The 23506-nt window shown below is 68.5% G+C and carries 17 protein-coding genes; 14 read left to right on the forward strand and 3 right to left on the reverse strand.

All coding sequences use genetic code 11. The annotated features are described in order from the left end of the window. Window positions 1-575 precede the first annotated feature (575 nt). On the reverse strand, window positions 576-2354 hold the full coding sequence (locus ABZ479_RS37360; protein WP_500465717.1) for a PucR family transcriptional regulator: 1779 nt from the start codon (window positions 2352-2354) through the stop codon (window positions 576-578). A gap of 278 nt (window positions 2355-2632) precedes the next feature. Here ABZ479_RS37360 and ABZ479_RS37365 point away from each other — a divergent pair, with 278 nt between their 5' ends. The 13 genes from ABZ479_RS37365 (at window position 2633) to ABZ479_RS37425 (ending at window position 18507) form a co-directional block, all read left to right on the forward strand. Then, the gene (locus ABZ479_RS37365) at window positions 2633-2923 is read left to right on the forward strand and encodes a general stress protein (protein WP_500465718.1); all 291 of its coding nucleotides are present in this window, start codon (window positions 2633-2635) and stop codon (window positions 2921-2923) included. 63 nt (window positions 2924-2986) lie between these two features. Beyond that, complete coding sequence (gene dnaK, locus ABZ479_RS37370; RefSeq protein ID WP_500465719.1) at window positions 2987-4879, forward strand: molecular chaperone DnaK; 1893 nt, start codon at window positions 2987-2989, stop codon at window positions 4877-4879. Between the two features lie 8 nt (window positions 4880-4887). Further along, on the forward strand, window positions 4888-5499 hold the full coding sequence (locus tag ABZ479_RS37375; RefSeq protein ID WP_500465720.1) for a nucleotide exchange factor GrpE: 612 nt from the start codon (window positions 4888-4890) through the stop codon (window positions 5497-5499). 6 nt (window positions 5500-5505) lie between these two features. Continuing rightward, window positions 5506-6447 (forward strand): DnaJ C-terminal domain-containing protein, encoded by a 942-nt coding sequence (locus ABZ479_RS37380; protein WP_500465721.1) that lies wholly within the window; start codon window positions 5506-5508, stop codon window positions 6445-6447. Then, entirely contained in the window at window positions 6444-6851 is a 408-nt protein-coding gene (locus tag ABZ479_RS37385) for a chaperone modulator CbpM (protein ID WP_500465722.1), read from the forward strand. The genes ABZ479_RS37380 and ABZ479_RS37385 overlap by 4 nt, the downstream gene beginning before the upstream one ends. Next, a complete protein-coding gene (clpB, locus tag ABZ479_RS37390; protein ID WP_500465723.1) occupies window positions 6842-9481 on the forward strand; it encodes an ATP-dependent chaperone ClpB in 2640 nt (879 codons plus the stop codon). The genes ABZ479_RS37385 and clpB overlap by 10 nt, the downstream gene beginning before the upstream one ends. Beyond that, the gene (gene trxA, locus ABZ479_RS37395) at window positions 9478-9936 is read left to right on the forward strand and encodes a thioredoxin (RefSeq protein WP_500465724.1); all 459 of its coding nucleotides are present in this window, start codon (window positions 9478-9480) and stop codon (window positions 9934-9936) included. Before clpB ends, trxA begins: the two co-directional genes overlap by 4 nt. A gap of 272 nt (window positions 9937-10208) precedes the next feature. Further along, complete coding sequence (locus ABZ479_RS37400; RefSeq protein WP_500465725.1) at window positions 10209-10658, forward strand: DUF1931 family protein; 450 nt, start codon at window positions 10209-10211, stop codon at window positions 10656-10658. A gap of 374 nt (window positions 10659-11032) precedes the next feature. Then, window positions 11033-11296 carry a UBP-type zinc finger domain-containing protein gene (locus tag ABZ479_RS37405; RefSeq protein ID WP_378359922.1) on the forward strand — a complete coding sequence of 88 codons (264 nt, stop codon included), beginning with the start codon at window positions 11033-11035 and terminating at the stop codon, window positions 11294-11296. Then, the gene (locus ABZ479_RS37410) at window positions 11296-13008 is read left to right on the forward strand and encodes an FAD-dependent oxidoreductase (protein ID WP_500465726.1); all 1713 of its coding nucleotides are present in this window, start codon (window positions 11296-11298) and stop codon (window positions 13006-13008) included. The genes ABZ479_RS37405 and ABZ479_RS37410 overlap by 1 nt, the downstream gene beginning before the upstream one ends. 399 nt (window positions 13009-13407) lie before the next feature. Next, a complete protein-coding gene (locus tag ABZ479_RS37415; RefSeq protein ID WP_500465727.1) occupies window positions 13408-14541 on the forward strand; it encodes a hypothetical protein in 1134 nt (377 codons plus the stop codon). 295 nt (window positions 14542-14836) lie between these two features. Beyond that, on the forward strand, window positions 14837-16012 hold the full coding sequence (locus ABZ479_RS37420) for a glutathione-independent formaldehyde dehydrogenase (RefSeq protein ID WP_089228934.1): 1176 nt from the start codon (window positions 14837-14839) through the stop codon (window positions 16010-16012). 320 nt (window positions 16013-16332) lie between these two features. Next, on the forward strand, window positions 16333-18507 hold the full coding sequence (locus tag ABZ479_RS37425) for an FUSC family protein (protein WP_500465728.1): 2175 nt from the start codon (window positions 16333-16335) through the stop codon (window positions 18505-18507). Here ABZ479_RS37425 and ABZ479_RS37430 read toward each other — a convergent pair. Further along, window positions 18481-19020 carry a phosphate-starvation-inducible PsiE family protein gene (locus ABZ479_RS37430; RefSeq protein WP_500465729.1) on the reverse strand — a complete coding sequence of 180 codons (540 nt, stop codon included), beginning with the start codon at window positions 19018-19020 and terminating at the stop codon, window positions 18481-18483. The two genes, ABZ479_RS37425 and ABZ479_RS37430, sit on opposite strands and share 27 nt — an antisense overlap. Window positions 19021-19884: 864 nt before the next feature. On the opposite strand from ABZ479_RS37430, the gene ABZ479_RS37435 reads away from it, so the two are divergent. Continuing rightward, entirely contained in the window at window positions 19885-22212 is a 2328-nt protein-coding gene (locus ABZ479_RS37435) for an ATP-binding SpoIIE family protein phosphatase (RefSeq protein WP_500465730.1), read from the forward strand. Between the two features lie 447 nt (window positions 22213-22659). Here ABZ479_RS37435 and ABZ479_RS37440 read toward each other — a convergent pair whose 3' ends face one another. Continuing rightward, on the reverse strand, window positions 22660-22785 hold the full coding sequence (locus ABZ479_RS37440) for a hypothetical protein (RefSeq protein WP_500465731.1): 126 nt from the start codon (window positions 22783-22785) through the stop codon (window positions 22660-22662). Window positions 22786-23506 lie beyond the last annotated feature (721 nt).

Genomic DNA, 23506 nt, shown 5'->3' on the forward strand with positions numbered 1-23506 from the left:
CATCGACGCAGCACAAAAACCGGGGCACCGACGAAATGCGCTGTCAGGGGATCCCACCGACCCAGCGAAGATCATTTCCCACTGACATCAAGATCGTTTCCCACGCTCCAGGTCAAGCCACGGAACTACATGGGTCGGTTACAGAGTCAGATCCCGAGAACCACTTGAACCTGAGGTCACCCTCGAGCGATGCGTATCGCGAGCCGGCGCCTCGGAGCCCCCTGCAGGCCGGCATGTAGATCGAGAAGCCCCCCTTGCGATGCCGGTGATCAGTTCGCGTTGCCCTATCCACTCGAAGACCCACCTACCCCCGCCCTCAGCAGCACACCCTAGAGTCCACGGTCACCTGGCCGTCGGCGTTCGGCGCTGCGAGGTCGACCAAGTTGCCAGACGTAGTCGCGCGGTTGGGCACGCGCTGAGGCTCCAGCGCGTGAGCGATGCGGGGCCGCCTCAACCGACGGGCCAGCCCCTTGATCAACACGAGAAACGGGCCCGAACTGCGATTTTCGTCACGGCCGGAGACCCACCTACGCTGTGGCGTCGGAGTGAGGGTCCGGACGCTGAGACGGCCACTACTACTCGGTTCCGCCTAGCACGATCTTCCACACTCGGGTCGCCACCTGGAGGTTGAGCCGGTCCTCGACGTTCGCGAGATCGTTGCCGCTGATGTCACGGATGCGCTGGAGCCGATAACGCAACGTACTGCGGTGGATCGTGAGGGATTCGGCGGTCTCGTCGTAGTTGCCGCCGCAGTCGAAGTACCGGGTCAGCGTCTCCACCATGGCTGAGTGGTGCCGGGAATCGTAGTTGACGAGCTCCCCGAGCCACTCGTGGACGAACGTCTCTAGCTCCCGGTAATCGCTCCCAGGTCCCAGAACGCGGTAGAGACCAAGCTCGTCGAAAAACGTCGTGCCGTAACGCTCCCGGGAATGGTGGCGCACTTCCAGGGCGCGCTGCGCCTCCTGGTAGCGGTGGGGGATGTCGTCCGGGGAGTTGCACTGGGCGCTCACCCCGATAGCCCCCGACCGTGTCCCCGTCTCCCGGGCAAGCGCCTCGTACAGAGCCCGGGCGGGCGGTCTGTCGTCGGTGACTAGGACCACGTGGTCGGAACGTCGGGTCAGCAGCGAGCGCATGCCCACGGCAGAGGCCGCCCGGCCCACGGTTTGTGCGAAGTAGTCGTCTGCAGTCCGATTCGACCACTGCACCACGACGATGTAGTGGCTGCGGTGCAGGTCGTGTCCGACTGCCTCGGATCGGGCGTAGGCGCTCGCCTCGTCCGTCCCCGACAGGAGGTCGTCGGCCAGCTCGCGGTGCAGCCTCAGCTCCACTTCGGCCAGATGACGCAGGTGCGCCAGCTCCAGGGCGAGCGAGGTGGCGGCGTGTTCCAGCGCGAGCACGGTGTGCTCGTCGGCCTCGCCCCGGGCATCGACCAGGGCCAGCACGCCCAGGATCTCTCCGCGCGGGCGGACCAGGGTGATCAGCCGGTCCTTGATCCGCACCGGTCCGGCCTCCCGGGCGACGGCGTGCAGCATTTCTTCCTGGCGCACGGGGTCCGGTTCCGGATAAGGGTCGGGGCGGTTGGGGCCGGTCCAGGACCTCAGCCGACCGAAGCGGTCCTCGACCAGCGCGGGAAGTCCAGTGAGCCCGTGAAGTGCGCGGGTGATGGCTTCCTCTCCGCCGCCCGAGGCAGCGACGTCGGCCATGATCGCGTGAGCGGCTCGTTGCCACCTCAGCTCAGCCGCGACGGCGATCAGCTGCTGCTGGAGGGCAGTCCGTTCCTCCCTCAGTCGGTGAAGCTCCACCGCGTCCTCGCGATGGCAGCGGTGTGCGAAGGCGACTGACAGAGCAGCAGCGGCATGCCGAACGAGCATGGCGAGCAGGGATCGCTCGGCCTCGGTGGGCTCGGATCGGGCCGTCACCACAAGGTAGCCAAGGAGTCCCTCAAGTCCGCGCAGCCCCAGGGCCCGGCCCCAGGATCGGTCGGGTACGGTCACTGGGCCGTCATGCCCGGCCAGCTCCCACACCCTCCGGTCCACGGCCAAGGGATGGGCCTCCCCATCCCTCGGGCTGGGGACCATGTCGCCGTCCACCCTGAGGTACCCGGCCTCGGCGCTATATGGCCCTGCGGCGGCTATGCCGTCCATGGCCAGGCGCAGGATCTCGACTTCGTCCCGAGTGTCGAATAGGGCGTGGGAGAGCGCCATCAGTTCGTGGGGAGCACGCTCGGCTGGGGCTGGAACGCGTGGGCGGGATCCTCTTCGCGCGGCCGTGCTGTACCGCTCGCTACACCGGCTGGGGCTGCTCCCTCGGTCGTAGTGGCGGTGGTGCATGGCGCGCGCCCGGCTGCCGGCCATGGGATCACTCCGTTCTCCCTAGCGGGCGGTACACGTTCCGGGCCCAGCAGCCGGCCGTGAGGCTACTCAGCCCGCCGAGCCCGCGGAGAAATGACGGCAACAGTTCGCGTACCCCACCCGACGCAACTTACCCGAGATGTCCGGAGTCTTCGGCTTGTGCTCGCGGGGCGACGGGCTGTGCTGTTCTTTGACTCGCCGGGTGCAGGCGTAGAGCTGCTTGGTTCGCGAGTCTGGGGCTGTCGGGCGCTGCCGTGCGCCCCGGCAGGAAGGACTGGGCAATGGCCGAGCACCCGCGTAGGCCGATTGTCACGTACGAGACGTGCCGTGAGGCCGAACGCGCTGTCGATCACGTCTCACCTGGGGTTTTCGTGCAGAGGGTGGCCAGTATCGGTCATGACGTCCGCCGCGTCGAGCATGTCATCGGCTGTATGGACAACGGCAGGGCCGCCTGGCACGGAGCGGCGAGCGGGGCTTTCCGGTGCGCTGATCAGCTGGCTTTGCGGCCTCGGCGACCGGGTGGAACCTACTGCTCGGCACCCTCTCCGGCCCGATTTTCGGAGCGGACATGACCCATACCTGAACGATCAGATCCGCAGTGCTGGCGCATGCCGCCGCACCGGGAGGAGTTCCCCATGGCCAAGGCAGTGGGCATCGACCTGGGCACCACGAACTCGGTGATCGCCGTGTGGGAGGGCGGTGAGCCGTCCGTCGTGCCCAACAGCGAGGGCAACCGCACGACACCGTCCGTGGTGGCCTTCACCGACACCGGCGAACGCCTGGTGGGCCAGTTGGCCCGGCGCCAGGCGATCCTCAATCCCAAGGGCACCATCTACTCGGCCAAGCGGTTCATCGGCCGGCATTTCGACGAGATCTCCGAGGAGGCCAGGGCGGTGGCGTACGACGTCGTCGAGGGCGACGGCGGGGCGGCCCGCTTCAAGGTGCGCGACAAGCTTTACGCGCCTGAGGAGATCAGTGCGCAGGTGCTGCGCAAACTCGCCGATGACGCCTCGAAGCAGCTCGGGGAGCGGGTCACGGAGGCGGTCATCACGGTGCCTGCCTACTTCAATGACGCTCAGCGCACCGCCACCAAGGATGCCGGACGGATCGCGGGACTGGAGGTGCTGCGGATCATCAACGAGCCGACGGCGGCCGCCCTCGCGTACGGCATGGACAACAAGCAGCACGAGACCGTCCTCGTCTTCGACCTGGGCGGCGGCACCTTCGACGTGAGCATCCTCGACGTCGGCGACGGCGTGGTGGAGGTGCGCTCCACCGCCGGCGACAGCCACCTGGGCGGCGACGACTTCGACAGGCGTCTGGTGGATTACCTCGCGGACGACTTCCAGAAGGAGAACGGCATCGACCTGCGCAAGGACCCGCAGGCGCTGCAACGACTTTTCGAGGCCGCGGAGAAGGCCAAGACCGAGCTCAGTTCGGTGACGCAGACGCAGGTCAGCCTGCCGTTCATCACCGCCGACGCCTCGGGACCCAAGCACCTCACCGACTCGATCATGCGGTCCACGTTCGAGCAGATCACCGGCGACCTGGTGGAGCGTTGCCTGGGACCGGTCCAGCAGGCAATGGCCGACGCCAAAGTCGGCGAGAGCGACATCGACGAGGTCATCCTCGTCGGCGGCTCCACTCGTATCCCGGCGGTCCAGGCCCTGGTGCGCCGGCTGACCGGCGGCAAGGAACCCAACATGAGCGTCAACCCCGACGAGGTCGTGGCCCTGGGCGCCGCGATCCAGGCCGGGGTACTGAAGGGCGAGGTCAAGGACGTCCTGCTACTCGACGTCACACCGTTGTCGCTGGGTGTAGAGACGCGTGGCGGAGTCATGACGAAGATCATCGAGCGGAACACCACCATCCCGGTGCGCCGCAGCGAGACGTTCTCCACCGCCGAGGACAACCAGCCGGCCGTCGATGTGGTGGTCCTCCAGGGCGAGCGCGAGCTGGCCGCCGACAACCGGGTGCTCGGCCGCTTCCAGCTCACCGACATCCGACCGGCACCGCGGGGCGAACCACAGATCGAGGTCACCTTCGACATCGACGCAAACGGCATCCTCAACGTCAAGGCCCGTGACCGGGACACCGGCAAGGAACAGGGCATCACCATCAGCGAGAGCTCCAACCTGGACCGCAGTGAGGTTGAACGCATGGTCCAGGAGGCCGAGAGCAACCGAGGCCAGGACCAGGCACTCCGGGAAGCCGTCGACGCCCGCAATGAGCTCGACGCCGTCGCGTACCAGGTCGAGAAGCGACTCGCCGAACTGGGCGACGCAGCGCCCGCCCATGAGAAGGCGCGCGCTGAGATGCTCGTGTCCGACGCCCGGGCGGCGGTCAAGGAAGAGGCGGGCGTGGAGCGGGTGAGGCCCCTGACCTCCGAACTCCAGCAGGTGCTCGCCGGGCTGGCGGCCCATCAGGACGCGGCTACCACGGGTGTTCCCGGCCAGGACACCGCCACGGGTGGTCCTACGAGCGGCGGTGGCGACGACGTCATCGACGCCGAGTTCGACAAGGACTGAGGCGCGCCATGCCCAGCCGCTCCCAGGAACCCCACCAGGCCGCGTCGGATCCGGTCGAACCGGTCCCGGAAGGCGCCGTGCGCCCTCCTTGCGGGGACTTGCCGCAACCGGGCCCGCCGCCCCGACCGGAAGCGGCGAACGGCGAACCGGGACCCGACGCCGCCGGCCCCTCGCGTGCCGAGGACGAGTACACGACCGCGATCCAGGAACTGGAGGACCGCTGGCGACGCGCGCTCGCCGACCTCGATAACCTTCGCAAGCGTCACGCCAGGGAACTGGAGCGGGAGCGGGCGGTCGAGCGGTCCCGCACGGCGGCCGCCTTCCTGCCCGTCATCGACAACCTCGAACTCGCTCTTGCCCACGCGGGCGCCGATTCGGGCGCGATCGTGGAGGGCATCCGGGCGGTACGCGACCAGGCAGTAAACGTCCTCGAACTGCTCGGCTACCCGCGACATGCGGAGACCGGCGTCGCCTTCGACCCGGCCCGGCACGAGGTGGTCGGCGTCGTCCAGGACCCCGACGTGGAGCCGGGCACGGTCGTCGATGTGCTGCGCCCCGGCTACGGGGACGGCGACCGGCAGCTCAGACCAGCTGCGGTGACCGTCGCAAAGCGGGAGTGACCGGCGATGGCACGGGACTACTACGAGGTGCTGGGCGTCTCACGGACCGCGAGCCAGGACGAGATCCAGCAGGCATATCGCAAGCTCGCCCGCAGGTACCACCCCGACGTCAACCAGGACCCCGAGGCGGAGGAACGCTTCAAGGACCTCAACGAGGCATACAGCGTCCTGTCGGACCCGAAGACCCGGGCCCGTTACGACCGCTTCGGCGAGGACTTCCGCAAGATCCCCGAAGACTTCGACGAACGGGTCGCGGCCGGAGCGGGCGCCGGCTTCCGAGACGGGAGGACCGCGGGCGCGGGCGGTCCACGCGTCCGGTACGCCAGCGGCTTCGGAGCGGAGGGCATCGACATCGAGGACCTGTTCGGCTCCATGTTCGGAGCCGGCGCCGCCAGAGGCGGCGTCCCCGGAGCGGACCAGGAGGCCGAACTGCCCCTCACCGTCGAAGAGGCGTACAAGGGCGGCCGTCGCACCGTCACGCTCGCCGGTCCCGCCGGGCAGCCGCGGCGGTACGAGGTCGACGTGCCGCCGGGCGTCACTGATGGACAGCGGATCCGGCTGGTGGGCGAGGGCGGCCAGGGCAGTGGTGACGCCCCCGCGGGCGACCTGTACCTGCGGGTGCGTATCCAGCCCCACCCTCAGTTTCGGCTGGACGGCCGGGACGTGCACATTCAGATCCCGGTCGCCCCCTGGGAGGCGGCCCTGGGTGCGACCGTGCCGGTGCCCACCCCCGGCGGCGGCACGGCGAAGGTCACGGTGCCTGCGGGCTCGTCCAGCGGTCGGCGGCTGCGGCTGCGCGGCGAAGGCATGCCCAACCCGCGCGGCGCGAACGGCGACCTGTTTGCCGAACTCCGCGTCGTGGTGCCGCCCACCCTCGGCGATCGGGAGCGTGAACTGTTCGAGGAACTCGCCGCCACCTCGTCGTTCGACCCCAGGAGGACACGATGAAGGACCGACCCGCGGGAGCGGCAGGCATCGGCCGGGCCGGTGTGGGCCATCGTCCGGTACGAACGGCCGCCGAGATCACAGCCTCGACGGCTGTCCGGTACGCGCTCGTGCCCGCCCCCAGGCTCTCCTTGAACGTCGTGGCCAGTCGCTCGGGCCTCCACCCCGATCTGATCCGCCGGTTCGTCGCCCTCGGCCTCGTCGACGCCGAGCGCGACGCGGCGGGGCACATGGTGTTCGACCCCACGGCCCCGGCGGTCCTAGCCCGTATCCAGCGGCTGCGCTCCGGGCTCTGCCTCAACTACGCATCTATCGGCCTGGTGCTCGACCTGCTCGACCGCATCAGCCTGCTCGAAGCCGCCCTGCGCGGCCGCGGCACGAGGAGTGAAACACCCCCATGGACATGAACCGTCTCACCCAGAAGTCCCAGGATGCCCTTCAGGAAGCCCAGACTGCGGCCGTCCGCATGGGCCAGACCGAGGTCGACGGGGAACACCTGCTGCTCGCACTTCTCGATCAGGAGGACGGTCTAATCCCGCGGTTGCTGCAACGGGCCGGCACCGACCCGAAGGAACTGCACGCGGCCGTGAGCGAGGACCTATCCCGCCGTCCGAAGGTCACTGGCCCCGGCGCGGCACCCGGCCAGGTCTTCGTCACTCAGCGCCTCGCCCGCCTCCTAGATGCCGCCGAACGGGAAGCCAAACGCCTCAAGGACGAATACGTGTCCGTGGAGCACCTCATGCTCGCCCTTGTTGAGGAGGGCTCTTCGACCGCCGCCGGGCGACTACTCAAGCAGGCCGGCATCACAAGGGACTCGTTCCTGAACGCGCTCACCCAGATCCGCGGCAACCAGCGCGTCACCTCCGCCAACCCCGAAGTGGCCTACGAGGCTCTGGAGAAATATGGCCGTGATCTCGTCGCCGAGGCCAGGGACGGCAGGCTCGACCCGGTCATCGGCCGAGACGCGGAGATCCGCCGCGTCACCCAGATCCTCAGCCGCAAATCCAAGAACAACCCCGTCCTCATCGGCGACCCTGGCGTCGGCAAGACCGCCATCGTCGAGGGCCTCGCCCAGCGCATCGTCCGCGGCGACGTGCCCGAAGGGCTCCGCGACAAGATCGTGTTCGCCCTCGACATGGGCTCCCTGGTCGCCGGAGCCAAGTACCGCGGTGAGTTCGAGGAACGCCTCAAGGCTGTGCTTAGCGAGGTCAAGGCCGCCCAGGGGCGCATCTTGCTCTTCGTCGACGAACTGCACACCGTCGTCGGCGCGGGCGCTGCCGAGGGGGCCATGGACGCGGGCAACATGCTCAAGCCGATGCTCGCCCGCGGCGAACTCCACATGATCGGCGCCACCACCCTGGACGAGTACCGCAAGCACATCGAGAAGGATGCCGCCCTCGAACGCCGATTCCAGCAAGTCCTGGTTGACGAGCCGAGCGTGGAGGACACCATCTCCATCCTGCGCGGACTGCGCGAACGCCTGGAGGTTTTTCACGGCGTGAAGATCCAGGACTCCGCGCTGGTCTCCGCGGCCACCCTCAGCCACCGCTACATCACCGACCGGTTCCTGCCCGACAAGGCCATTGACCTCGTCGACGAGGCGTGCGCCCGGCTGCGTACCGAGATCGACTCGATGCCTGCCGAGCTCGACGAGATCACACGCCGCGTCACCCGCTTGGAGATCGAGGAAGCGGCCCTCTCCAAGGAGACTGACTCTGCCAGCAAAACCCGCTTGGAGGAGCTGCGCAGTGAACTGGCCAACCTGCGCGGTGAGGCCGACGCCAAACACGCCCAGTGGGAGGCCGAACGGCAGGCGATCCGCCGCGTGCAGGAACTGCGCCAGGAACTGGAACAGGTCCGCCACGAGGCGGAGGAGGCCGAACGCGCCTATGACCTCAACCGCGCCGCCGAACTCCGCTACGGCCGCCTCCAGGACCTGGAGCGCCGACTCGCCGCAGAGGAGGAGCAACTGGCCGCCAAACAGGGGCAGAACCGGCTGCTGCGCGAGGTCGTCACCGAAGAGGAGATCGCCGAAATCGTCGCCGCCTGGACCGGCATCCCCGTCGCCCGCCTCCAGGAGGGCGAACGCGAGAAACTGCTGCGCCTCGACGAGATCCTGCGCGAGCGCGTCATCGGCCAAGACGAGGCCGTCAAGCTCGTCGCCGACGCCATCATCCGTGCCCGCTCCGGCATCCGCGACCCCCGCCGCCCTATCGGCTCGTTCATCTTCCTCGGCCCCACCGGTGTCGGGAAGACCGAGCTGGCCAAGACCCTCGCCCGGACCCTGTTCGACTCCGAAGAGAACATGGTCCGCCTGGACATGAGTGAGTACCAGGAGCGGCACACCGTCAGCCGGCTCATGGGCGCACCGCCCGGATACATCGGCTACGAGGAAGGCGGCCAGCTCACCGAGGCCGTACGCCGCAAGCCCTACTCGGTTGTGCTGTTCGACGAGATCGAGAAGGCGCACACTGATGTCTTCAACACCCTGCTGCAGATCCTCGATGACGGCCGCATCACCGATGCGCAGGGCCGCACCGTCGACTTCCGCAACACCGTGATCATCATGACGTCCAACATCGGCTCCGAGCACCTCCTCGACGGCGCCACGGCCGAGGGTGAGATCAAGCCCGACGCCCGCGCCCTGGTGATGGGCGAGCTGCGCGGGCACTTCCGCCCGGAGTTCCTCAACCGCGTCGACGACATCGTGCTGTTCAAGCCGCTCGGCGAGCGGCAGATCGAGCGGATCGTCGAGCTGCAGTTCGACGAGCTGCGGAAGCGGCTGGCCGAACGCCGTATCACCGTCGAACTCACCGACGCGGCTCGGGAGGTTATCGCCCACCAGGGCTACGACCCGGTGTACGGGGCCCGGCCGCTGCGGCGTTACATTTCCCACGAGGTCGAGACACTGGTCGGGCGCGCCCTGCTGCGCGGCGACGTCCAGGACGGCGCGACGGTCCGCGTAGACGCCGAGCACGGCGAGCTGGTGGTCACCTACGACCAGCAAGCGGGGACCCGGGAAACGAGGGCGGCGTGAACACCACCCGGACGATGACCGCGACCTGCCCGAACTGCGGGCGCACCAACCGGATTCCTGTGGCCGCCGAGGGACGCCCCAACTGCGGCCACTGCAAGCAGCCCCTGCCCTGGATCGTTGACGCAGGCGACGACGACTTCGCCGAGGTCGCCGACAACGCCGCCCAGCCCGTTCTCGTCGACCTCTGGGCCACCTGGTGCGGCCCCTGCCGCATGGTCAGCCCCGCCCTCGAACAGGTCGCCCGCGACCTTGCCGGACGGATCAAGCTCGTCAAGGTCGACGTGGACAAGAACCCGCAGCTCAGCCAGCGGTTCGCGGTACAGGCGGTGCCGACCCTGCTTGTTCTGGATCAGGGCGAGACGGTCGCCCGGCAGGCTGGCGCGGCACCCGCGCACGTCTTGCGCTCATGGGTCGAGCAGGCGATGAAGGGACGGCAGACCACTGCAGGAAAGTGAACTCGATGGGCCGACCACCGCGGAAGTCCGAGGGAACCGCGGTACCCGAGATTCCGGACTGCAGGGAGCGTGGGCCCGTAGCAAAAATGGGCACACCCGCAAGTACGTGTGGGTCGACTCGCACGCTCGCCCGTACTCGGGCCTGGCAGGGCAATTCAGGGAGGTCGATTGGTCCCGACATGCGTATGCGTTCACGTGCCCCGTCAGCCAGGCTGGCGGGGAAGCCGAGGGGCCGGGAGCTACCCCGGCGCCCGCAGCCGGAGGTTGCCGTCATGACCGTGATGTCCATTTCCAAGTTCGAAAGGTTCTTCCGCGCATCCGCGGGGCTGGACGTCGACAAGAACGATCTCAAGCGTTACAGCGACTTTGTCGACGCCAAGCTCTACGATCTGCTGACCGTTGCCCAGGCCACTGCCAAGGCTAATGGGCGCGACATCATCCGAACCTGTGACCTGCCGATCACGAAAGGCCTACAGGAGAGCATTCACCATTTCCAGAAGATCGACCAGGAAGTAGAAATCAAGCCGATTCTAGAACAGCTCGCCACCCACCCCGCGTTGGACCGGACGCCTGACGAGGAGACCGAGGCGGCTTATCCGGACATCATCGGCGGCCTCAGCCTGGCCCTTGCCCAGAGCTTCAAGATCCTCCACCCCGACCTGAAGAACCCCCAGACTCAGCACTGGGACGAGGCCCGAGCGGTCTTCGACCTCCTGCTGTGAGTGGCGATCGCCTCATCCACGTCCAGGGTGCCGCCAAGAGCGTTCTGCGAGCCCGCCAGATGCGTAGTCGGTCCTGAGCCCGCTGCAGCGCCGCGTCCACGTCGAACCCATCCACGAGATCGTCGGCGTCGCACGGCCGACCTTGTCGGCCCTGGGCGCCGCTGCGAGGCGAGAGTCTGCGGGCTGGATGGGGGTTGGAGCGCCCAAAGGTCCGGGAACCGCGTCTTGACGCGGCCTGCTCGGCCTGGGGCGCTCGACACGGGAGGGGCGATGTCCCGGTGGGCCGTTGCCGCCGCTTCGGCGCTGCGCCACTGGGTGAAGAAGAGCATCGCGGGCCGCAACTGAGCAGTCCCACCCACGGAAGGAGAACCCTGATGGCCACGATTCCCGACCCGCACCTGGCGATGGTCCGCCCAGTGACGCCGCATACTCCGGAGGGGTGCGAGGAGTGCCTCAAGGAGCGTTCCCCGTGGGTGCACCTGCGGCTCTGCCTCACCTGCGGACACGTCGGCTGCTGCGACTCCTCGCCCCTTAAGCACGCCAGGCGGCACGCCGGCAGCGCCGGTCACCCCATCGTGCAGTCCTTCCAGCCAGGAGAGGACTGGCGCTGGTGCTACGTCGACGAGGCCCTGGTCTGATGAGCGCGGCCGAGCACAAGCAGAGTGCGGTCCACGAGACACCAGACCGATACGGGGCGTTCCCGCGCCTGACACCGGAGCAGCTCGAGGACCTGGCTGGGCACGGTGAGCGCCGAAGGACCGCCGAGGGGCAAGTGCTGTACCGCGAGGGCGAGCCGTTCCGGGAGTTCCTCGCGATCCTCAGCGGGACCGTCGAGATACTCCACGACCTCGGCGGGCCCGGCGAGCGCACGGTGGCCGTACACGGACCCGGCAGATTCCTGGGCGAACTCGGGTTGCTGGAGGGCCAGACGGCGTTCAACACCGCCGTGGTGCGCGAGGCGGGCGAGGTCCTGGCCGTGCCGGTGGAGCAGCAACGATCCCTGGTCGGCCGCGACCCCGTCCTCGGCGACCTGATCCTCCGTGCCTACCTGGGCCGCCGGTACATGCTCATCGGACTCGGCGCCGGCTTCCGGATCCTTGGGTCGTGCTACTCACCGGACACGCTGCGGCTGCGTGAGTTCGCCGCCCGCAACCGGCTGCCCCACCGCTGGGTGGATCTGGAGAAAGACAAGGATGCGGAGGCGCTGCTGCGCCGGTTCTCCATCCGCCCCGAGGAGACTCCGGTGGTCATCTGGAAGGGCGAGCGGGTGCTGCGCAATCCGAGCAACGCCGAACTCGCCCGGCTCATCGGGCTGCCCGCCCCCTCGCCGGAGGCCGGGCGGTGTGACGTGATGGTGGTCGGTGCGGGCCCCGCGGGACTTGCCGCCGCCGTGTACGGTGCCTCCGACGGTTTCACCACGGTCACCGTCGACGCCGTGGCCACCGGCGGCCAGGCCGCTACCTCGTCTCGCATAGAGAACTACCTCGGCTTCCCGTCGGGCATCTCCGGGGGCGAACTCATCGAACGCGCGGTGCTCCAAGCTCACAAGTTCGGTGCCCGCCTCATGGTGCCGGCCCAGGTCAGTGCCCTCACCCCGCAGGACGACGAGTACGTCGTCACCTTCACAGACGGTTCCCGGGTCCGGGCAGCCGCCGTAGTGCTCGCCTCGGGCGTCTGGTACCGCCGACTCGAGGTGCCCGGCATCGATCGCCTGGAGGGCATCAGCGTCTACCACGCTGCGACGGTCCAGGAGGCCAGTCTTTGCCAGGCGGATCCGATCGCCGTGGTCGGCGGCGGGAACTCCGCCGGGCAGGCGGCGCTGTTCCTCGCGAACCACGCGTCCAGGGTCCACCTCCTCGTCCGGGGCGGTGACCTCAACGCGGACATGTCACGCTACCTGGTGGACCAGGTAGAACGGCACCCCAAGATCGAGGTACTGCTCCACACCGAAGTCCGGCGTGCCTCGGGGGAGGAGAAGCTGGAGTCGCTGCTGGTGGAGGACAACGCAAGCGGTGAGCACCGAGAGCTGCGGGTCGCGGCGCTGTTCGTGTTCATCGGGGCCCGGCCGCACACGGAGTGGCTCACCGGCGTGCTGGCCCTGGACGAGAAGGGCTTCGTCCTCACCGGCGCGGACGCCCAGGCGGCGGCCGATCCGACCCGGTGGGACTCGCTCGGCCGGGGTCCGTTGCTGCTGGAGACCACCCTTCCCGGGGTCTTCGCCGCCGGCGACGTCAGGAGCGGCTCGGTTAAACGGGTGGCCTCGGCCACCGGTGAGGGTGCCATGGCGATCCGCCTCGTGCACGAGCACCGGGGAAAGACGGGAAATCTGGTCCGCTCCGCTGGGCCCTAGTCGGGTGTGCCGGCCTGTGGCGGGCCAGGCCCTTTCCTAGCGCTGGCTTTCCCCCTGACGACCCGTGGGCGGCCCGGCCCACCCCTCGGGCGTCCGCGTCCAGCGGACCGCCGACGGTTTCCATGAGGGATGAACGGGCGAGGCAGAGGTTGTAACCGGCATCGGGCTAATGCGCCCGGCGAGCGGGCGCACCGACTCAGGTGTGAGCAGGAACGTCGCGGTGACTCAGCGAGCACGGACAGCATGGCGTAGAGGCAGGTGATGCCGAGGACAAGGCTGAGGAGATCTGGCCGTACCTCCTGCACTTACCGGCGGGCCAGCGTGTCATGCGGCGCCGACGTTACCTCCGAGGCATCCTGTGGGCACGGGCGATCGCGGGGCGGCCGTCGGAAAGGAGTCATGCGGGTGTCGTCTGCGGGCGTTACGGTCGTGGCTCTCCTGGCGGATCCGGATGCGCCGACGGAGATCGCGCAGCGCATGGCTCAGGTACTTCCCACTCGGCTGGCCGACAAGTCGGGCCAGGGGCGGCGGTTCGAAGTCAAGGTGGTCAGTGAGCCCTTCACCGCAGGGACCGAGGACCCGCCCACCTTGATGCGCCGAATCATGGACCGCGGAAAAGCTGAGCATTGGGATATCGTCGTGGCCCTCACCGACCTTCCGCTGCGCTCACACGGGCGCAAGCTCGTCGTGGATCTGAGTCACGAACACGGTCTGGCGCTGGTGTCTCTTCCTGCGTTGGGGGGCTTGCGTCTGCAGACGAGAGCGCGGCGGGCCGTGGAAGAAGCCGTGCTGGGCTTGGCGGGTCCGCGGGCCACTGGGGCTGGAGGACCTCCGCAAAGTCAGCCGGTGCTCGGGCCCTTCGTCAGTCGTCTCGCGCCTGTTCACCGAGGCCCGGTGGAAGAGGAGGAGACCGCTGATCTTCGCTACGTCGTCAGCGGTCCGCGCGGTTACCTGAGGGTGCTCATCGGTATGGTCCGCGCCAACCGGCCGTGGCGGTTGGTGCCGGGCTTGTCGAAAGCCCTGGCGGCCGCACTCGCCACGGGAGCAGTCGCCACCGTGAACTCCACCATCTGGAGCCTGGCCGAGTACCTGAGCGCGCCACGCCTCGTGATCGCGACGGTCGGGTCTGTCGGGCTCATGATCGGCTGGCTGATCATCGACGCGGAGCTGTGGCATCGATCGACAGAGGTCTCACCGGAGGCGAGGCAGAGGGCGAGGCTCTACAACGCTTCGACGGTCATGACCGTGGGTATCGGGGTGCTCGTCTGCTATGGCGGGTTGATTGTCATCAACTTGGTGTGGGCTCTGTTCATCATCAACGGCGAAGTGTTCGCTTCTGTGACACGAAGCCCGCTGCAGGCCGCGGAATACTTGACGTTGTCATGGTTCGTCGCTTCGGTCGCCACCGTGGGTGGCGCGCTGGGATCAGGCTTGGAGAGCGACGAGGCGATCCGGGCAGCCGCCTACTCCAAGCGCGAACAGGAACGTCTCCACATGCTCCGTGACGACCACGGTGACCAGCTGGTAACCTGATTTGAAGACGCGTCGTTTATTGACGGTCGTCCGGGTCCGAAGATTCCGCTGGTCGATCAATGCGTGAGTGTTTCGCGTCATGGGCCGGGGACTCGGACGGTACGCCGCCGGAGCGCCGGGGTTTCGCTTGACGGCCCCGCTGTGGCACCACCGTTGCATCCGAACCGCGTGGACAGCCCACAGGGGCATGCCGGATCCACGGACCCCGTCGCACCAACTCCCTGGAGTCAGGCTCTTTGCGCTGTCTCCATCCCTGCCGTGCCGCGGCCATGCTGCGGCACCAAAGGAAGCCATCATGAAAGCAGCGGTATATGAAGGCCCGCGAACGGTCACAGTGAAGGACGTACCGGACGCGAAGATCGAACACCCCTGCGACATCATCGTCAAGATCACCACTACCAACATCTGTGGTTCGGACCTGCACATGTACGAGGGCCGCACCTCGTTCGAGTCAGGCCGCACCCTGGGACACGAAAACATGGGCCAGGTCGTGGAAGTCGGCCCGGCCGTCCGCAAGGTCCAGGTCGGCCAGTACGTGGTACTGCCTTTCAACATCGCCTGCGGCTTCTGCAAGCAGTGCGAGCGCGGTCTCACCAACTACTGCCTGACCATGCAGCCGGAACCGGCACTGGCCGGAGCCGCCTACGGATTTGCCGACATGGGCCCCTACCAGGGCGGCCAGGCAGAACTACTGCGCGTGCCCTACGGCGACTTCAACGCGCTGCGGCTGGGCGAGGACGCCGCCGACCGGCAGACCGACTATGTGATGCTCGCCGACATCTTTCCCACCGGCTATCACGCCACCGAGATGGCTCACGTCAAACCGGGCGACCAGACGATCGTCTTCGGGGCCGGTCCCGTCGGGCTGATGGCGGCCTACTCAGCCCTCCTCAAGGGCGCCGGCCGTGTCTGGGTAGCCGACCATCAGCCCGACCGGCTGCGCAAGGCGGAGGAGATCGGGGCCATCCCGATCAACACTGCTGAGCAGAAGCCTGCGGAGGTCGTCAAGGAGGCCACCCTCGGTCTGGGCGCCGACAACGGTTGTGAGTGCGTCGGATACCAGGCACACGACGCCAAGGGACACGAGGACGCCAGCCTCACGCTCAACGGACTGATCGACTCGGTCAGGTTCACGGGCGACATCGGCGTGGTGGGCGTGTTCCTGCCCAAGGATCCCGGCGGAGCTGAGGCCCAAGGGGAGCTGGAAGCGCAGGGCAAGGTCCCGATCGACTTCGGCATGATGTGGTTCAAGGGCCAGCACATGGGCACCGGGCAAGCGCCGGTGAAGAAGTACAACCGGGCGCTGCGGGATCTGATCGCTGGCGGGAAGGCAAAGCCGAGCTTCGTCGTCTCCCACGAACTCAGCCTGGACGAGGCCCCCACCGCCTATGAGCACTTCGACGCCCGTGACGAGGGCTGGACCAAGGTGGTCCTGCATCCGAACGGACACGGCAACGGCCACAAGGGATAAGGGACCCGAGGGCCGCCGTCCCGCCCGTTCCCCCGGACCGGTCCGGCCGACCGGTGGCGCTCGCCCCCGGCTGGCCGGGGCGGAATGGGCGACGATCGCCTGCGCTCCGGTCGGACCTGAACCAGCGGCGATCGCCCGCTCTCCGGCTCGGTGGGACGGGCGGTGGACGCCCAGCATTGTCCGCAGTGGCACCGCCCCGTCCCAGCGGTGCGGCCGCCCTGTTCCTGGGCCCGTGCGGAAGGCCTTCCTTGCCTGACGGCTGCCCCCACCTCAATCAGACCGACGCGACCCGGCAGGGCGTTCCGGTTAGGCTCACCCGCGTGACGTGGCTGCGGGCCTTCGGGGACGTCGTGCGATCCGGACTCACGATCGAGGAGACGAGGCTGGAGCCCCTGCTCGCGCTGCGCACGGCCGCTGGGGTGGCAATCGTCGTCGGGCCGGCGCTGTGGCTGGCTTCCCCTGCATACGCCGCGTCCGCCGCCCTCGGTGCCTACTCGGCGGGCGGGGCCACCTTCCAGCGCACCTGGCGTCCACGCAAGGTGATCGCGCTGGGCGCAGGCGCAGGCCTGGCACTCAGCACCTTCGTGGGCTACCTGGCAGCGGGGCGACTCGTGACGTTCCTCCCTCTGCTGGCCGTATGGGCCTTTCTCGCGGGGATGGCGTGGGCCGTCGGATCGACCGCTGGGATCGTCGCAGCCACGACCGTCGGCAGCATGCTGGTGACCATCACCCTGCCCACAAGCGTCGGGCGAGCCCTGGAGCACGCCGGGATCATCGCGCTCGGAGGCGTGGCGCAGGCCGCGCTGATCTTGCTGTTCCCGATCCGCCGTTGGGGGGCACATCGTGACGCGCTCGCCGATGCCCTGGCCGCCGTGGCGGACTACGCCCGCCGGCTGCGACACGACCCGACCGCCCCGTTCGACCCGGAGCCGTTGATGACGGCCCGCGACGCGGCCGCCGTGACACCGTCGCAGGCCCGCACCCGTCCCCCCGCCCTCCACGGCCCCCGGGGCCTGGCCGAGCGCATTCGGCCGGTCGTCGCCGCGCTCGCCGACCCGGACGTCGGCGCCCCGGCGGAGGGACCCGGGCGGGACCGGGCCCGAGAGCTGCTCAACGCGGCCGCCGACGTCCTGGACGCGGCCGCCCGTTCGATCCGCTGCGGCACTCCCGCCCAGGTGCCGCCCAAAAGCGCGGACGTCCTGCGCGTCGACGACGAGCACGAAGTTCTAGAGGGCCCCGCCCGGCAGGCCGCCGAGCAGCTCGTGGAACTACTCGGCGAGGCCTTGGAGATCGCCGGGAGCGGCGCGCGAGGGAAGACGCCCACGCCGCCCGGCACCGCGAGCGCTCAGTTTCTGGTGCGCCCGACCATGTTCCGGCTCCTCCCCGTAGTCGTCCGGGCCGTCCGTCGTGAGCTCCGCCGGGACTCGCCCGTGTTCCGGCACGCCATCCGCCTGGCGGTGGTGGCCACGCTCGGCTATCTGATCGCCGCCCGGCTACCCCTGAACCACGGCTACTGGGCACCCATCGCCTCAGTGATGGTGATGCGGCCGGACTTCCACCGGACGTACGCGCGTGCGGTGGCCCGTCTTGCCGGGACCCTGGCCGGGGTCGCGCTCGCCACCGGGATGGTGCGGACCCTGGGCCCGGACGCCCACGTACTTGGCGCGCTGGCGGTGGTCTCTGCGGGCCTGTCGTACACACTGATCCGTACCGGTTACGCCTACTCCCAGTGCTTCACTGCCGCGTACGTCGTCTTCCTGCTCGGCATGGGCGGCCAGGCATGGGAGCAGACCGTCCCGGAGCGGGTGGTGCTCACCCTGATCGGCGGGGCCCTGGCCATGCTGGCGTACATCGTGTTCCCCGCATGGGAGACGCCCCGGCTGCCCAACCGGCTTGCGGACTGGCTCGCCGCCAACGGCCGCTACGCGGCCGCGGTGCTCCGCAGCTACGCCGAACCGACCGGGGAACATCGCGCCGACATGCGCAGGGCACTGCTGGCGAGCAGGGAGGCACGGGCAGCCTGGCAGGAGGCATATGACCAGGCAAGGCAGGAACCGGTCCGCCCCAGATGTCTGACGTCGCGCGAGGCGGAGGAGGCGCAAGAGGCGCTCAAGCGTTTCGGCCGGGCAGCGATGCTCATGGAGAGCCACGTCCCGTGGGCCGACAGCCGTTCCATCCCCGAGGCAGAGCAATTCGCCGAGGCCCTGGAGGCGGACACAGCGCAGGCAGCAGACGACATGCGCGAGCACAGGAATCCGGACTGGGGGCGCGTGGAGGAGGCACTCAACGAGTGGGAGGGCGCCCCAGCCGGGGACCGGAGCACGGTGGCGCGGCGGGGAGCGGAACTGCAGAAGCGTGCCCTGGAGGACCTCACGACGGCCGTCAGCCGCACACCCCTGGAACGGGACGTCGGCTCTGCACGCGAGGAGCAGCGGGTGCGCGCGGCCGTGGCGGCGGAAGGTGACAGATCAGGACCCGCTCACGGGGGTGGGTGACGGCGTCGCCGGCGGGTGGCGCCGCGCTTCCTGAACCGGGAAGTAGTCTCCCGGCCGCGTCGAGCGCCGCCAAACGTAGGCCGCTGTCGCCATCACGAGGATTAGCCCCGCCAGGATGAGCAGTTCGATCCCCTCGACGTTCCACCGGAAGGACTTCTCCGCCTCGGCTGTCACGATGAGCACCTTGCGAATGCCGGCGATCAGGCCGACGACGAGAAACGGCTCCGCGTCGAGGGTCTGGTTCCTGATGGTGAGGCGGACGGTGTGGAGCAACTCGGCCACGATGAACAACACAAGGCCATTGTCCAGGGCGGAAAGAACGACCGTCTCCTCGCGGTACGGCCCCTGGATCGAATTGATGACGTCATGGACGACCCCGACGGTGAGAAGCCCCGCCAGCAGTACGAGGAGCGCCGCAACGACGAGATGGATGCCGTCCTCGATGAGCTGCAGGAGGCCCTGTACCCGGCCGCCGCCCTCGATCGTCGGAAGAATGAGTCGCACAGTCAGCATGCTAGGTGTGCCCCAGCCCGCGGGCGCGGCATCCTGCCGAACGGGTGGACGAGCGGATCCTTGGTGTGGTGACAGCCTGGGGAAGCGGTGGTCCAGGGGCGGACTAATGGTCTCGGGCTGCCCCACCTGACTGAGCGCACGCGCGTCGCGGCAGGCGACCGTTTCGGCATCGGGTATCCCGCGTACTCCCTGATCCTGGCTCCGTGATCCTCATGCGGCCGTTGCCCACAAGGTGTCCGTCCGGCCTGGGCCCGGACGCCACCGATGTCGGCGCCTCGCAACGCCGCCTACCGGCGGGCCAAACACCAGGTGTTCGTCGCCGTCGAGGAGCAGGGCTGGCGGTGGACGGTTAAGGCCGACACACTCACCGCGGGACCGGAACACAGCATCGTCGACAGCACGTACGACACGGTCCGTGCGGCTGTCTTCCGGTCTCATCCGCTCCCGCGCGGATCCGCCCCGACTCCTCAGCCGACTCACGGTCTACTTCGTGCTGTACGACGTGGAGAGCGGGTCAGTCTGGGGCGGGAGCTGAGTGAAGCCTGAACAAGAACAGCGCAGCCGCCGTGCACATGGCGATGGTTGGATCGTGGCCAAGAGCGGTCGGTGTGTCGGCGTCTCGCGGGTCGAACCCGAGGGCAGCGTGCGGGCGGTAGTGCTTGCACGCCGGCATGCGTCCGGCGTCGGTGAAGTAGGGGAGGGCCGCGCGGCATCCTCATCAGGAGGTAGATCGGCCTACCGTTACAGATTGAAGCGCCCATGTCGGGTTGCCGAAGGACCGCCACGCGCTTGAACTGGTGGAGGAGTGCACGACGCAGAGCGCGCGGTGGATGAACCCGGGGATGAGAGCGGGAGGTGTTTTCAATGCCCGACCGCGACGTGCTCATGATGATTGCCGAGGACGGGCGGGTGATCGAGTGGCAGCGTCTTGCGGAGGAGATGTTCGGGTGGTCCGCCGAGGAAGCCGTAGGCGAGTCCGTCGTCGCGCTGATGCGTGAGATCGGCGCTGGAGGCCGAGGGCGTCGAGGCAGCCTCTCTGAAGGGGCCCCGGTGCTGGTCAAGCCGGTGCTGCACGGCACTTCCATTGTTTGGCAGGTACGCGCTGCAGCGGACGCAGTTTCACAGCAGGACGTGGCGGTTTTGAGGGCCATGTTCACCCAGTCCCCGGTGGGAATCTACGTCTTGGACGACCACCTGCGTGTGGTCCGCATGAACACGGGCACCCGTTGGCTGCGCGACACACCAGTGGCAGACCTGCTCGGCAAGCGGTTCACCGAGGCGTTCGAACTCGACGACCCTGAGGAAGAGCTCGCGGTGGCTCGCGGGGTCATGGAGAGCGGAGTGCCGGTACTAAACCGGCTTGTCCGGGCCGTCCTAGTTCCTGGCCTGCACAGACGCCGCATCTACTCCGTCTCCTTCGCCCGCTTGGAGGGCGGCCGTGGAGACGTGCTCGGTCTGGTGGCGTCAGCGGTTGACGTTACCGAGCGTGAGAACGCGCTGAAACGCCTGGCCCTCCTGGACACGGTCCGCGTACGGGTGGGGCGGCGGCTGGACGTGGTGGCTGTGTGCCGGGAACTGGTCGACGCAGTAGTGCCTGCCTTCACCGGCATCGCCGTCGTCGAAGTCGTCGAAGACGTCGTCCGCGGCGAGGACCCGCCTGTGGTCCCCGTCGACCAGGACGTTCCCCTACACCGAACAGCCTTCCGGGGACGGATCTCGGCGTACCAGGTGGGAGACGTGCGCCCGCTGCCGTCCGGCACCCCTTATTCGCACGTACTTTCCGACCTCCGCCCACGGCTGGTCCCGATCGACGCCGACAGCGCGTGGCTCGCCGCCGACCCAGCCCGAGCGGACTCCATCAGGCGGTCAGACGTCCGCTCACTGATCGTGGCACCGCTGGCGTTGCGCAATCATGCTCTGGGGGTAGTCAGCTTCTACCGCCACCAGCACGAAGATCCCTTTGAGGAGGAGGACCTCCAGCTCGCGTCGGGCGTGTGCGCGCACGCCGCTCTCTGCATCGACAACGCACGTCGCTACACCCGTGAGCGGACCATCGCAGCGACTCTCCAGCGCAGACTTCTGCCCCAGCGCCCAGCCACGCCAAGCTCTGTGGAGGTCTGCCAACTGCACTTTCCAGGGCCGGAGGGTGGCGGCGTCTGGTTCGACGCGATCGCGCTGCCCGGCGCACGGACCGCGCTGGTCGTCGGCGACGTCGCCGGGCGAGGCGTCGCCGCGGCGGTCACGATGGGGCTGCTTCGGACGGCGCTCCACTCAATTGCCGCACTGGACCTGAGGCCCGACGAGCTACTGGCCCGGTTGAGCGACACCGCGATCCGTCTCGCAGCTGAACGTGCCGCGTTACCGCCTGGTGACCCCATGCACCGTGAGTCGCTGACCGCCGGCTGTGCCATAGCCATCTACGACCCGGTCACCCTCACGTGCTCCCTCGCCCGTGCCGGTCTCCCGGAGCCGGTGGCCGTCTTCCCCGACGGCACGTCGTCCACCTTGGCCGTGCCTCCAGGCCCCCTGCTCGCCGGCGCGGGCAACGCCCCGTTTCCGGCGACCACGGTCAGCCTCCCCGAAGGCACCACCCTGGCCATGGCCACCACGCCACTCGCCAACGAGGTCCTGGCAGGACCATTGCGCCCGCTCTTGGACCGCGGCAGTGAGCGGAGTCTGCCCGAGCTGCGCGACGACATCACGCATGCGCTCAGACACGGCCACCGGGCCGACGAGCGACTGATGCTCCTCGCGCGTACGAAAGCACTGCCCCCAGATCAGGTTCTCTCCCTCTCCCTGCCGCCGGGTACCGAAGCCGCTCCGATCGCCCGTACGGCAGCCCGGCGCCAACTCGCTGCCTGGGGCGTGGACGAGGAGGTTGCGTTCACCAATGAGCTCATCGTCAGCGAACTCGTCGGCAACGCGGTTCGCTACGGCGCTCCGCCACTGCAGCTACGGCTGATCCTCGACGAGATGTTGACCAGCGAGGTCAGCGACGCCTCGATCTGCGCTCCACACGTGAAACACGCCCGCACCATCGACGAGACTGGCCGAGGGCTGTTCATCGTCGCCACCCTCGCGGACCAGTGGGGTACCCGTTATTGGGATCAGGGAAAGACCGTCTGGGCAGAGCAGCCAAAAGGGAGGATGGACCGTTCAGGCTTGGCCGGAGACTCTAGATCTTGGTTGTGACCTGCGGTTTCTCGCGCATCCCAACTGGGATCGAGGAGGTTTTGAGCACTCGTGGATCGCCACGACGATGCGCCATATCCACGTGCAGCACCGGGGCTGAGGACACCTGCCGGTGCCCAGTGACAACCGCCACCGGGCGACGTCGGTGAATGTTAGATTCCCTGGTCGCGAGGCTCTACGTCTCCGCCCACTTTGGCCATTCCGGCCCTCTGCGGGACCTCCGCTCATGCATCGCTCACGCCAACCGGGTACATCCACATGCAGGCTCACCTGCATATCCGTTGTCCCGCACCTCTCCCCCGATGTCAGCCCTGACGCCTATCCGGAGAGCCCATCCACTGGGTGCGAAGAGCAGAGGGCCGGCGCCTGTGGCGAGCGTCGGCCCTCATCCGTTCACCAGACCTCGGGTCCGCCGCCACTCCGCTCGATGAACTCGCGTCGAGGACGTCAACCATGTCCACGTCCCAGCCGGCGCCGCCGCAGGAACTCCAGCATGTCGGCCATCCGGTACACGGTGCCAAGGACCTCGTCGTCCGCGCGGACGTCCCGGCCCCCGGTATCCGAGGGCGGCATCACGACTACCGCAGACGCGCCTCGGGTATGCGCGGGGTGCCTGCCTCGGTGCTGTCGTGGGCCTCGCGATGCTCCGGATGCAGGCGCATGCTGGAGATGTGGCCTTGTCCACCGCTTGCCGAGGGGTGCCTTTCGGGCAGGGTCGCGCCGGCCCGGCGAGTGGTCCACTGGCTGGCCGGACGGGCTAGGACACGTGGTCCCGTCGACGACCGACCTGCTGTCCGCGGCGGGGCTGTCCTGTCGTCCGCCCGACTGCTCGTGTGGGTACTCCACGGGACATGGGCGCAGCCGGGCGGACCCGGGCATAGGTGAGGCCCCACCGCCCGACGCGGTGGGGGGTCGTACCGCCGGGGTGCTTGCCGTCGGAGGCCGGCGGGGATCTCTGCAGCGAGTACCGCCACCGCGTCTCGGTAACGTCACCGCCGGGGTGCTGCTTGAGGTGACGGTGACGTAGGTGATCTTCTTCTTGACCTTCCCAGTCACCTTCTGGCCGTGGTCTTCCACGACACCTCGTTGCCCTTGCTCGGGTCGCGCTCGGCCGTGAATACCTCGGAGGTGCGTCGCGGTTAGAGCATGTGTTGAGCGGTTATCCGCGACCTGGCTCGGGAAATCGGGTAATCCAACGCTCTCGGTGACCGCGACGCAATTGGGCGTCGCGACACTGCGCGACGGGTCCGTCAGCCGCACCGGAGGCCGTGCCGACCGCCACGGCGGTCGGCAC

This window comes from Streptomyces sp. NPDC005722, assembly GCF_040630935.1.
Taxonomy (GTDB): Bacteria; Actinomycetota; Actinomycetes; order Streptomycetales; family Streptomycetaceae; genus Actinacidiphila.

Excerpts from the sequence above, each read along its gene's own strand:
- ABZ479_RS37360 (WP_500465717.1), bottom strand. The coding sequence starts at position 2,354 with ATGGCCGGCAGCCGGGCGCGCGCCATGCACCACCGCCACTACGACCGA.
- ABZ479_RS37365 (WP_500465718.1), top strand. The coding sequence starts at position 2,633 with ATGGCCGAGCACCCGCGTAGGCCGATTGTCACGTACGAGACGTGCCGT.
- dnaK (WP_500465719.1), top strand. The coding sequence starts at position 2,987 with ATGGCCAAGGCAGTGGGCATCGACCTGGGCACCACGAACTCGGTGATC.
- ABZ479_RS37375 (WP_500465720.1), top strand. The coding sequence starts at position 4,888 with ATGCCCAGCCGCTCCCAGGAACCCCACCAGGCCGCGTCGGATCCGGTC.
- ABZ479_RS37380 (WP_500465721.1), top strand. The coding sequence starts at position 5,506 with ATGGCACGGGACTACTACGAGGTGCTGGGCGTCTCACGGACCGCGAGC.
- ABZ479_RS37385 (WP_500465722.1), top strand. The coding sequence starts at position 6,444 with ATGAAGGACCGACCCGCGGGAGCGGCAGGCATCGGCCGGGCCGGTGTG.
- clpB (WP_500465723.1), top strand. The coding sequence starts at position 6,842 with ATGGACATGAACCGTCTCACCCAGAAGTCCCAGGATGCCCTTCAGGAA.
- ABZ479_RS37400 (WP_500465725.1), top strand. The coding sequence starts at position 10,209 with ATGACCGTGATGTCCATTTCCAAGTTCGAAAGGTTCTTCCGCGCATCC.
- ABZ479_RS37405 (WP_378359922.1), top strand. The coding sequence starts at position 11,033 with ATGGCCACGATTCCCGACCCGCACCTGGCGATGGTCCGCCCAGTGACG.
- ABZ479_RS37410 (WP_500465726.1), top strand. The coding sequence starts at position 11,296 with ATGAGCGCGGCCGAGCACAAGCAGAGTGCGGTCCACGAGACACCAGAC.
- ABZ479_RS37415 (WP_500465727.1), top strand. The coding sequence starts at position 13,408 with ATGCGGGTGTCGTCTGCGGGCGTTACGGTCGTGGCTCTCCTGGCGGAT.
- ABZ479_RS37420 (WP_089228934.1), top strand. The coding sequence starts at position 14,837 with ATGAAAGCAGCGGTATATGAAGGCCCGCGAACGGTCACAGTGAAGGAC.
- ABZ479_RS37430 (WP_500465729.1), bottom strand. The coding sequence starts at position 19,020 with ATGCTGACTGTGCGACTCATTCTTCCGACGATCGAGGGCGGCGGCCGG.
- ABZ479_RS37435 (WP_500465730.1), top strand. The coding sequence starts at position 19,885 with ATGCCCGACCGCGACGTGCTCATGATGATTGCCGAGGACGGGCGGGTG.
- ABZ479_RS37440 (WP_500465731.1), bottom strand. The coding sequence starts at position 22,785 with ATGCCGCCCTCGGATACCGGGGGCCGGGACGTCCGCGCGGACGACGAG.